General features: G+C 74.9%; 9 protein-coding genes. 5 read left to right on the forward strand and 4 right to left on the reverse strand.

What is annotated here, in order from left to right:
* Positions 1–37 precede the first annotated feature (37 nt).
* Entirely contained in the window at positions 38–1,405 is a 1,368-nt protein-coding gene (locus ACIWVC_RS26810; protein ID WP_396447581.1) for an NAD(P)/FAD-dependent oxidoreductase, read from the reverse strand.
* A gap of 23 nt (positions 1,406–1,428) precedes the next feature.
* On the opposite strand from ACIWVC_RS26810, the gene ACIWVC_RS26815 reads away from it, so the two are divergent.
* Together ACIWVC_RS26815 and ddaH are read left to right on the forward strand one after the other, a co-directional pair.
* Entirely contained in the window at positions 1,429–2,952 is a 1,524-nt protein-coding gene (locus ACIWVC_RS26815; protein ID WP_396454738.1) for a PucR family transcriptional regulator, read from the forward strand.
* Positions 2,953–3,119: 167 nt separating this feature from the next.
* Entirely contained in the window at positions 3,120–3,962 is an 843-nt protein-coding gene (gene ddaH, locus ACIWVC_RS26820) for a dimethylargininase (protein WP_396447584.1), read from the forward strand.
* Here ddaH and ACIWVC_RS26825 read toward each other — a convergent pair whose 3' ends face one another.
* Together ACIWVC_RS26825 and ACIWVC_RS26830 are read right to left on the reverse strand one after the other, a co-directional pair.
* On the reverse strand, positions 3,963–5,264 hold the full coding sequence (locus ACIWVC_RS26825) for a nitrate/nitrite transporter (protein WP_396447585.1): 1,302 nt from the start codon (positions 5,262–5,264) through the stop codon (positions 3,963–3,965).
* A 10-nt stretch (positions 5,265–5,274) separates the two neighbouring features.
* On the reverse strand, positions 5,275–5,847 hold the full coding sequence (locus ACIWVC_RS26830) for a helix-turn-helix domain-containing protein (RefSeq protein ID WP_396447586.1): 573 nt from the start codon (positions 5,845–5,847) through the stop codon (positions 5,275–5,277).
* A 64-nt stretch (positions 5,848–5,911) separates the two neighbouring features.
* Between ACIWVC_RS26830 and ACIWVC_RS26835 the strand changes: the two genes are divergently transcribed.
* Together ACIWVC_RS26835 and ACIWVC_RS26840 are read left to right on the forward strand one after the other, a co-directional pair.
* Complete coding sequence (locus ACIWVC_RS26835; protein ID WP_396454739.1) at positions 5,912–6,835, forward strand: NAD(P)/FAD-dependent oxidoreductase; 924 nt, start codon at positions 5,912–5,914, stop codon at positions 6,833–6,835.
* Positions 6,836–6,875: 40 nt separating this feature from the next.
* Positions 6,876–7,871: a hypothetical protein gene (locus tag ACIWVC_RS26840; RefSeq protein WP_396447588.1), complete on the forward strand. Its 996-nt coding sequence runs from the start codon at positions 6,876–6,878 to the stop codon at positions 7,869–7,871.
* On the opposite strand, the gene ACIWVC_RS26845 is transcribed toward ACIWVC_RS26840, so the two are convergent.
* Positions 7,858–9,303: a wax ester/triacylglycerol synthase family O-acyltransferase gene (locus tag ACIWVC_RS26845; RefSeq protein ID WP_396447589.1), complete on the reverse strand. Its 1,446-nt coding sequence runs from the start codon at positions 9,301–9,303 to the stop codon at positions 7,858–7,860. The genes ACIWVC_RS26840 and ACIWVC_RS26845 overlap by 14 nt on opposite strands.
* 257 nt (positions 9,304–9,560) lie before the next feature.
* Between ACIWVC_RS26845 and ACIWVC_RS26850 the strand changes: the two genes are divergently transcribed.
* Positions 9,561–10,238 (forward strand): uracil-DNA glycosylase, encoded by a 678-nt coding sequence (locus tag ACIWVC_RS26850; RefSeq protein WP_396447590.1) that lies wholly within the window; start codon positions 9,561–9,563, stop codon positions 10,236–10,238.
* The last annotated feature ends 77 nt before the right edge of the window (positions 10,239–10,315 follow it).

Consider the following 10,315-nt stretch of genomic DNA (forward strand, 5'->3'; position numbering starts at 1 on the left):
GGAGCGGGTCGAACGGTCAGCGGAGCGGGTCGAAGGGTCAGCGGAGCGGGTCGAACGGGTCGAGCTCGCTCGGGCGGCGGCCGGTGGCGATCTGCTCGGCGAGCAGCCGCCCGGTCGCCGGGCCGAGGGTGATGCCCCACATGCCGTGGCCGCCGGCGGCGAAGACGCGCGGCGAGCGGGTCGCGCCGATCAGCGGCAGGCCGTCGCGGGTGCAGGGGCGGGAGCCGACCCACTCGTCCCGCCGGGAGTCGAGGTCGGCGCCGCGCAGCAGCGGGCGGGCGGCCTCGACGATCGCCTCGACCCGGCGCGGGTCGAGCGGCGCCTCCGGGCTGCGGAACTCCATCATCCCGGCCACGCGCAGCCGGTCGCCGAGCGGGGTGCAGGCGACCCGCTGCGCGGGGAAGTACACCGGGCCGTCCGGGACGCGGTCCACCGGCACGCTGAAGCTGTAGCCGCGGCCCGCCTGGACGAGGGAGCGCACGCCGAACTGCCGGGCGAGGTCGCCGAGCCACACGCCGCTCGCCAGGACGACCGTGTCGAACTTCTCGAAGTCGCTGCCCGTGGTGCGGACCGAGACGCTGCCGCGCTGGTGGCCGATGCCGGTGACGGCGGCGCCCGTGCGGATCTTGCCGCCGCGGTCGCGGACGGAGTCGGCGAGGGCGTGCACGAACGCGCCCGGGTCGATGAACCGCTGGCCGCGCAGCACGATCGCGGCGCCGATCTCGTCCGACAGGGCGGGCTCCAGGGCGCGGGCCTGGTCCCCGGTGAGGGCCTCGTACTCCAGTTCCTGGCCGGCCGCGCGGATGTGCTCGATCTCCTCCAGCAGGACGCGGCGCTCCGCCGCCGTCCGGTACGCGGCGAGGAAGGACCGGGCCTCGTTCGTCTCCGCCTTGACGCCGCCCTCGATCAGCGCGTCGAAGCTCGGCAGCGCCCGGCCGTTGATCGGCACGAGCGACTCCATCGCGCGCCGCCACCGGGCCGCGGTGCTGTTGCGGGCGAACCCGGCGAGGAAGCGGAGCAGGCGCGGGTTCGCGCTCGGCGGGACGTACACCGGGGACGACGGGCTGAGCACGGCCTTCACGCCGTAGGAGAGGACGGCCGGTTCGGGCAGCGGCGTCGCCAGGCCCGGCGTCAGCCAGCCGGCGTTGCCCCAGGACGCGCCCGCGGCGACGTCCCGGCGGTCGAACACGGTGACGTCGGCCCCGTGCTCCTGCAGGAACCATGCGGTGGACAGCCCGACCATGCCGGCGCCCACGACGGCGACTCGGCGCGGCGCTGCGTCGAGAGCCATGGCGACTCCTCTCCTCGTCCCTCGTCGGCGGATACTTCGATGGTGCGCCGCCGGGACGCCGGAGTCTCTGTCCTGTTCGCCCAATCGGCGTGCCGCGCGTCGTGCGAACGGCACAAGCGGTGGGCCACACTGGAACCGTGATCGATGTGGCCGGCCTCGTCGGCTCGCTGGGGCTGCTCCGGCTGGTGACGCCGGGGCGCGGCGGGCAGGTGCACGACGTCGTGCTGGCCGAGCCGGGCGAGGCGGCGGGGCGGCCGGGCGAGATCGTCCTCGGCGCCGGCGTGTCCGGCCCGGCGGAGGCCGTGGCGCTGCTGGAGCGCGCCGACGCGGCCGGGGCGGACGGCGTCGTGCTGCGGGCCCCGCTCGCCCGCGACCCGGAGGTCGCCGAAGCGGCGCGGAGCCTGCGGCCCGCGCTCGTCGAACTCCAGCCGGACACGTCGTGGACGCACCTGATCTGGCTGGTGCGCGGCGCCATCGACCGGGCCTACGCGCCGCGCCCGTCCGGTGCCGTCGACGACCTGTTCGCGCTCGCCGACACCGCCGCCGAGATCGCCGACGCCCCGGTCACGGTGGAGGACGCCCGCTCCCGCGTCCTCGCCTACTCGGGCCGCCAGGACACCACCGACCCCGCCCGCGTCTCGACCATCGTGGGGCGCCGGGTCCCGCCGCAGGTCATCGCGCATCTGCGCGCCTGCGGGGTGTTCCGCAAGCTGGCCCGGTCCAGCGAACCGATCATCGTCCCGGCCGGGCCGGACGACATGCTGCCGCGGCTCGTCGTCCCGGTGCGCGCAGGGGGCGAGTGGCTCGGCTCCATCTGGGTGGTGGCGCGGACGCCGATCCCGCAGGACCGGGTCCGGCGGCTCAGGGACCTCGCGTCCGTCCTGGCCCTGCACCTGCTGCGGCTGCGCGCCGAGGCGGGCGTCGCGCGCCGGGTGTCGGCCGACCAGATCCGCGCCGCGCTCCGGGACGGCGTCCGCCCCGGCGCGGCCGAGCCCCCGTGGCGCGTCGCGGTCCTCGGCGGCGGCGACGACCTCCCCGGGCGGCTCGACCTGTGGGAGGCGATCACGCACCGGTTCGGCTGGCACCGCCCGCTGCTCGCCGACCTGGACGGCGCGCTGCTCGCCGTGCTGACCGACCCGCCCCGCGCCGGGCGGGAACCGGACGCCGGGTCGATGCGCTGGCTGCGCACCGTCCTCGCCGAGGTCCGCGCGCACGACCCCGGTCTGTACGCGGCGGCGGGCGGCCCCGCGCACTCCCCCGCCGACCTGCCCCGGTCCCGGTCGGAGGCCGCCGAAGTGGGCGCCCTCGTCGCGTCCGGCCGGCTGCCTCCCGGCCTCGTCCTGCTGGAGGACGTCTGGGACGCCGTCGTCGTCGAACGCGCCCGGCGGGCGGTCGGAGCCGGCGCCGGCCTGCTGGGCGGCCCCCTGCCCGCGCTCAAGGCCCACGACGAGACGCACGGGACGGCGTTCCTCCCGACGCTGGCCGCCTGGCTCGACCACTACGGCGACACGAAGGGCACCGCGCAGGCCCTCGGCGTCCACCCCAACACCCTGCGGTACCGCCTGCGCCGCATGGCGGAGGTCGCGCCCGTGGACGTCTCGTCCCCCCGCGTGCGGCTGGCCCTCCGGCTCCAGCTCGACGCGCTCCTCGGCCGGGGCTGAGCCGCCCGCGCGACGGCGGGGACCAGCGCGCAACGATCAATGCCTCCTCGGCCGAAACACGCAACGAAGTGCCAGGTGAGAGCAAGGTTGGCGAATTGGATTGCGGGTCGTTGCTTCCTAGGCTTCCGATCAGTCGATCCCCCATTCGGATGTCCCTGGAGAGACGTATGACCGTGATGCCGGCGACGGGGCCGAGCACCGTCGAGCGGACCGCGCCGCGGCGGCACTTCCTGATGTGCCGTCCGGAGCACTTCGCCGTCACCTACGCGATCAACCCCTGGATGGACCCGGCGGCCGGGGCGGACGCCGGGAGGGCCGTCGAGCAGTGGGAGGCGCTGCGCGCCGCGTATCTGGAGCTCGGGCACGAGGTGAGCCTCATCGACCCGATCGAGGGGCTGCCCGACATGGTGTTCGCGGCGAACGGCGCGCTGGTGGTCGGCGGACGCGTCTACGGGGCGAAGTTCGCCCATCCGGAGCGGCGGGCGGAGGGCCCCGCGTACGCGAAGTGGATGCGGGAGAACGGGTTCCCGGACGTCCTGGAGGCCCGGCACACCAACGAGGGCGAGGGCGACTTCCTCACGCTCGACCACGTGATCCTGGCGGGCACCGGGTTCCGGACGGACCTGGCCGCCCACCAGGAGGCGCAGGAGTTCCTCGGGCGCCCGGTCGTGACGCTCCGGCTCGTCGACCCGCGCTTCTACCACCTGGACACGGCGCTGTTCCCGCTCGGCGGCGGCAACGTCGCCTACTACCCCGGCGCGTTCTCGCCGGGCAGCCGCGCGGTTCTGGAGCGGCTGTTCCCCGACGCCGTCGTCGCGGACGAGGAGGACGCGGCCGTGCTGGGCCTGAACGCGGTGTGCGACGGGCGCAACGTCGTCATCAACACCGAGGCGACCGGGCTGATCAAGACGCTGGAGGCCCGCGGGTACGAGCCCGTCCCGGTGGACCTGTCCGAGCTGCGCAAGGCGGGCGGCGGGCCGAAGTGCTGCACGCTGGAGCTGCGGAGCTGATCAGCCCCGCCGGCGGCCGCGGCCGGCGGCGAGGCCGATGTGGCGGCGAGCCAGCGTCCGGGTCCGCAGGACGCCCGTGACGCCGATCGCCCAGATCCCGATCTGGACGGTCCACGCGGCGCGGAACGCCTCGGGGGTGAACTCGCCGCGCGGCGACAGGGCGTCCAGGACGAGCCCGATCAGCAGGATCGTGACGAGGGAGGCGATGAAGCCGCCCACGTTGACGATGCCGGTCGCGGTGCCCTGCCGTCCGGGCGGGTTGAACGTCCGGGCGAAGTCGAAGCCGATCATCGAGCCGGGGCCGCCGGGCGCGACGCACAGGATCAGCAGCACCAGCAGCCACGCGGGCGCGGGCGGCGGCCAGGCGAGGACGGCCGCCCACGCCGCGGCGTTCATCCCGACGATGCCGAGGACGAGCCACGACCGGCGCAGCGGGTAGCGGGCGACGAGCCGCCCGATGAACGGCCCGGACACGACGTTGACCAGCACGAACAGCGTCAGCAGCGTGGACGCGGCGGCCGGTTCCATGCCCTGCCCCGACACCAGGTACGGGTAGCCCCACATCAGCGCGAACGTGTTGGACGAGAACTGGGTCACGAAGTGCGACCAGAGGCCGAGGCGGGTCCCGGGGTGCTTCCAGGCCGCGACCAGGTTCGTGCCCGTCTCGCGCAGCGTGGGGACGTCGGCGCGGCCCGGCCCGTCGCGCAGCACGGCGACCGCCAGCACGGCCATGAGGACGCCGAGCGCCGCCGCCGACCCGAACGCCGTGCCCCAGCCGGGGCCGTGCAGCAGCGCGACGAACGGGATCGCGCTGAGCACCTGGCCGAGCTGCCCGAGCTGCCCGGTGAGCTGCGTCACGACCGGGACGTAGCGGCCGGGGAACCAGGTCGCGACGATGCCGAGGACGCTGATGAACGTCATCGCGTCGCCCGCGCCGACCATCACGCGGGCGGCGACGGCCGTGCCGACGCCGGTGGACACGGCCATGAGCGCTTGCCCGGCGGCCATGAGCAGCGCGCCGCCCGCGACCATCCGGCGCGGGCCGACCCGGTCGAGCAGCAGGCCGACGGGGATCTGCAGGCCCGCGTAGACGAGCAGCTGCAGGACCGTGAAGGACGCGAGGATGCCGGCGGACGCGTCGAACCGGCGGACGGCGTCCAGGCCGACGACGCCGAAGGACGTCCGGTGCAGGACCGCGACCGCGTAGGCGAGGACGCCGACGCCCCACAGCGCCCACGCGGCGGGCGCGGCGCGCCGGCGTTCCGGGCATTCCTGGGGAGGTTGGGCGGTCTGCACGGACACCCAACTTATGTCACTTCCGCCGGGGCCTGGCCCGCAGGTGCATCCGCTCCCCCTGCGGCCCGAACAGGCTGAGCACCTCGGCCGGCCCGCCCGCGCCGCCGAACCAGTGCGGCAGCCGGGTGTCGAACTCGGCGGCCTCCCCCGGCTCCAGGATCATGTCGCGGCCCGCCAGGTGCAGGCGCAGCCGGCCGTTCAGGACGTACAGCCAGTCGTAGCCCTCGTGGGTCTGCGGCTCGTTCGTCCACCGCCGCTCCGGGACGAGCATCTTGAACGCCTGCACCCCGCCGGGGCGCCTGGTCAGCGGCAGCACGGTCATGTCGCCCATCTTCTGCGGGCGCGGCCTGATCCGCGGGTCGCCGACGGCGGGCGCGCCGACCAGCTCGTCCAGCGGCACCCCGTGGGCCTGCGCCAGCGGCAGCAGCAGCTCCAGGCTCGGCCGCCGCTTGCCCGACTCCAGCCGCGACAGCGTGCTCACCGAGATGCCGGTGGCCTCGGCGAGCGCGGTGAGGGTGATGTCGCGCTCCTGCCGGAGCCGCCGGAGCCGCGGGCCCACTCCGGCGAGCACCTGCTCGGTCGTCTCCATCCCCCAATTGCAGGTTCGGCAAAGAAGTTTGTCAATCTCGGGACCCGCCGCGCATCCTCGCGGCATGACCGAGAACATCGAACGAGACGTACTGATCATCGGGGGCGGGCCCGCCGGGCTGAGCGCCGCGCTCGTCCTGTCCCGCGCCCGCCGCCGCGTCACCGTGGTCGACGCGGGCGAGCCCCGCAACGCGCGGGCCGAGCACATGCAGGGCTTCCTCACCCGGGACGGCCTGCCGCCCGCCCGCCTGCTGGAGATCGGCCGCACCGAGGTGCGCGGCTACGGCGGCGAGATCATCTCCGGGACCGTCGAGCACGCGGCCGGGGACGCCGAGGAGGGCTTCGCCCTCACGCTCGCGGACGGGACCGTCCTGCGCGGCCGGCGGCTGCTGGTCACCACGGGCGTGGCCGACGTCCTGCCGGACGTTCCCGGCCTCCAGGACCGGTGGGGCCGCGAAGTGCAGATGTGCCCGTACTGCCACGGGTGGGAGGTCCGCGACCGGCGGCTCGTCGTGCTGGCGACGTCGCCGAACTCCGTCCACCAGGCGTCGCTGCTGCGGCAGTGGTCGCCGGACGTGACGTTCCTCGCGGCGAAGGCCCCGGCAGGCGACGACGCGGCCCGCCTGGACGCGCGCGGCGTCCGCGTCGTGGAGGGCGAGGCGCGGCGCCTCGTCGTCGAGAACGACCGCGTCACCGGCTTCGAGCTGGCGGACGGCTCGAAGCTGCCCTGCGACGCCGTCTTCGTCGCGCCGGAGTGGGCGGCCAAGGACGGCCCGCTGACCGACCTCGGCGCCGAGATCGCCGACAGCGGCTTCGTGAAGGTGGACGAGACCGGCCGGACCAGCGTCCCGGGCGTGTGGGCCGCGGGCAACGTCGTCTCCCCCGCCGGCCAGGTCATCATGGCGGCCTCGGCCGGCTCGATGGCCGCCGCGATGGTCAACGCCGACCTCATCGAGCAGGACGTCGCCCGCAAGCTCGCCGCCGCCTGAGCCGGCGAGCGGCGATCGCCGGGCGCCTAGGCTGGGCGGGGTGGACGAGCGGGCGTGGCGCGCGGCGCGGGCGGCGCTGAACGAAGAGCGGGCGCGGCTGGGAGAGGCGGCGAGCGCGCTCTATCCGGACGCCGGGCGCGTCGCGGGGACGCCGCTGCTGTGCCGTGACGGCTGGGTGCCGGACGCGCCGGTCCCGCTCACCGGCCTCCGGCTGGAATGGGACGAGCGGCCCGCCCCGCCCGCCGTCGCCGGCCCCGCCGGCGGTCTCCCGGACGGGTACCGGACGTACGCCGAGGCCATGGCCGCGCTCGCGCCGCCGAAGGTCTTCGAGGACCGCCCGTCCTACCGGCTCCTCGACGTCGCACTCCCCGTCCTGCGGTTCGGGCCCGCGCGCTACTTCGACGGCGTGAACGTGGGCGAGTGCGTCGCGCACGAGCTGGCCGCCGGGACGGAGGGCCTGCCGCTGCGCACCCGGATCGGCGACCCGTGCGACCTCGCCCGCCGCCCCGCCCTGTGCGCGGTCACGACGCTGACCGCGACGGCGTCCGGCTCGTACGTCCTGCACTGGCGCGACCCGGCGAAGGTCGCGCACGCCGGCGGGCTCCACCAGGTGATGCCCGTCGGCGTCTTCCAGCCGCTCCGCGGCGAGGCGCCCGACCTGTGGCAGTGCATGGTCCGCGAGTACGCCGAGGAGTTCCTCGGAAAGGGCGAGGACTACGGCGACGGCTTCGTCCAGGAGGAATGGCCCTTCCACCGGGCGATGACCGCCGCCCGCGACGAGGGCCGGCTGCGGGCGTACTTCCTCGGGCTCGGCGTCGACCCGCTGACGTTCGCGCTCGACCTCCTCACGGCCGTCGTCATGGACGACGACGTGTTCGGGGACCTGTTCGGCGGCCTGGTCGCGGTCAACGAGGAGGGCACGGTGTCGATGGCGCCGCTCGCCGGGCCCGTCCCGCGGCCCGTGCAGCCGGCGGGCGCCGCCGCGCTGGCGCTCGCGCGGCGGCACCGGGAGGCCCTCGGCCTCACTCGCGGCTGAGCGCCTTCAGCTCGTCCAGCGCGTCCACGAGGTGGTCCACGATCTCGGACGGGTCGGGGATGAGGTCGCGGCACGCCACGATCCCGACGTGGACCTTGCCGGCGTAGGAGAAGACGGTGATGTTCAGGCCGCCGCTCACGTCCGTCACGACGGAGATCGGGTAGTAGCCGAGCACCTTCGCCCCGCACAGGTACAGCGGGATCTGCGGGCCGGGCACGTTCGAGATCATCAGGTTGACCGGGCGCACCGAGAAGGCGGGCGCGGCCTGCAGCGCGAGCCTGGTCACCGCGCCGGCGAGCGGCGCGGGCAGCAGGCCGGTCACGTCCCGCACCCAGGCGCCCGACGAGCGGGTGAACCGGCGCTTGGCGACGTCCATGTCGCGCCGGACGGCGGCGTACCGCTCGGCCGGGTCCGGGACGTGCGTGGCGAGCGGCGCCGTCATGAGCGAGAGCTGGTTGCCCGGCTCGGCCGCCGCGCCGCCGCGCCGCAGCGACACCGGGACGGCCGTGACCAGCGGGCGGTCCGGCAGGTCGCCGCGCTTGTCGAGCCACTGCCGCAGCGCCGTCGCGCACAGCGCCATGACGACGTCGTTCACGCTGCCGCCGAGGCCCCGCCGGATCTCCTTGACCGCGGCGAGCGGCAGCTCACCGAAGGCGACGGAGCGGCGGCGGCCGATCGGCAGGTTGAACGGGGTCGGCGGCGCGCTCATCCGGGGCGCCCGCGGCGTCCCCGGGCGGCGCAGCGCGCCCTGCACGGCCGCCGACACCAGCCCCATGCCCGGGATGGACGACAGGCCCGGCACATCGTCCAGGTAGGGGGCGGTGCGCGCCATCGACACCGCCGACCGGACGGGGTGCAGCGCGGCCCGCAGCAGCCCGGTCCCGACCATGTCGAGCACGCCGGGGGCGCGGGCGGGGGCCTCCTCGTCGGCGGGCACGTCCCGCGGCTCGGGCGTCAGGTCGAGCAGCGCGGCGAGCGTCTCGGCGGCCATCACGCCGTCCACCGCGGCGTGGTGCACCTTCACGTAGACGGCGGTCAGCCCGCCGTGCAGGCCCTGGATCAGCACCAGCTCCCAGAGCGGGCGGGTGAGGTCGAGCGGCTGCTCGTGCAGCATCCCGACGATGTCGGCGAGCTGGCGTTCGGTGCCCGGCGCGGGAAGCCCGATCTCGGTGATGTGCCGTTCGGGCTCGAAGTCCGGATCGTCCTCCCAGTAGGGGTGGTCCAGGCCGAGCGGCACCTGGACGAGCCGCTGCCGCAGCGGACGCGCCGCGAGATGCGCGCGGTCGCGGACCAGCCCGGCGACGAGCGGGACGGTGAGCCGGCCGCCGGGGCACGACCCGGCGTCGACGATGCCCAGCCCGGCGATGTGGGCGCGGGTGGTACCGGTCTCGGCGTGGAGGAATGTCGCGTCCACGGTGCTCAGCTGGCTCATGCTCTCGTCCCGTCCGCTCGTCCTGTCGCCTGCCCTGCCTCTAGGAGTTATGCGCTGGGCGGCGGCAGGTCAACGCGGGCCAGAAGGAAGCAACAGGGATTTAACGGGGCGTTTCACCCAGTTCATGCGGCGTTTTTGGGCCCCGCTGGACAAGAATTTCACCATCACCGGCCTCATGAGGTCAGAAAACTACACAAAGCGGACTGACGGGGCTAACCACCGGCGCAGACGTGATCACCGGACTAGGGTGGTGCGCCATGACGGCACGACCACTCTCGGAGATCGTCGAAGCGGGCTGGGCCACCGCGCTGCAGCCGGTCGCCGGGACGATCGCCGCCGCGGGCGACTGGCTGCGCGCCGAAGTCGCCGCCGGCCGCCGCTACCTCCCCGCCGGCGACCTCATCCTCCGCGCGTTCACCCAGCCGTTCGACGACGTCCGCGTCCTCATCGTCGGCCAGGACCCCTACCCGACGCCCGGACACCCGGTCGGCCTCAGCTTCTCCGTGGCGCCCGACGTCCGGCCCCTGCCCGCGAGCCTCGTCAACATCTTCCGCGAATACTGCAGCGACCTCGGCCACCCCGAACCGTCCAACGGCGACCTCACCCCGTGGGCCGAGAACGGCGTCTGCCTGCTCAACAGATCACTCACCGTCATGCCCGGCAAGCCCGGCTCGCACCGCAACAAAGGCTGGGAGGAAGTGACCGAGCAGGCCATCCGCGCGCTCGCCGCCCGCGGCCGCCCGCTCGTCGCCATCCTGTGGGGCCGCGACGCCCGCAACCTCAAACCGCTGCTCGGCGGCGTCCCCTGCATCGAGTCACCGCACCCGAGCCCCTACTCGGCCGACCGCGGCTTCTTCGGCTCCCGCCCCTTCTCCCGAGCCAACCAGCTCCTCGAACAGCAGGGCGCGCCCCCGGTGGACTGGAAACTGCCGTAACTCCCAGGGGGGCGACGCTAACTCCCAGGGGGGCGACCCCCTGGAACCCCCGTTAGCGACGCAGGCGATCCTCGCTC

This window comes from Actinomadura sp. (assembly GCF_044508335.1).
Lineage (GTDB): Bacteria > Actinomycetota > Actinomycetes > Streptosporangiales > Streptosporangiaceae > Spirillospora.

Bases quoted from the DNA above. Each gene is read 5' to 3' on its own strand.
- ACIWVC_RS26850 (WP_396447590.1), top strand. From the start codon at position 9,561: ATGACGGCACGACCACTCTCGGAGATCGTCGAAGCGGGCTGGGCCACC.
- ACIWVC_RS26835 (WP_396454739.1), top strand. From the start codon at position 5,912: ATGACCGAGAACATCGAACGAGACGTACTGATCATCGGGGGCGGGCCC.
- ACIWVC_RS26830 (WP_396447586.1), bottom strand. From the start codon at position 5,847: ATGGAGACGACCGAGCAGGTGCTCGCCGGAGTGGGCCCGCGGCTCCGG.
- ACIWVC_RS26845 (WP_396447589.1), bottom strand. From the start codon at position 9,303: ATGAGCCAGCTGAGCACCGTGGACGCGACATTCCTCCACGCCGAGACC.
- ddaH (WP_396447584.1), top strand. From the start codon at position 3,120: ATGACCGTGATGCCGGCGACGGGGCCGAGCACCGTCGAGCGGACCGCG.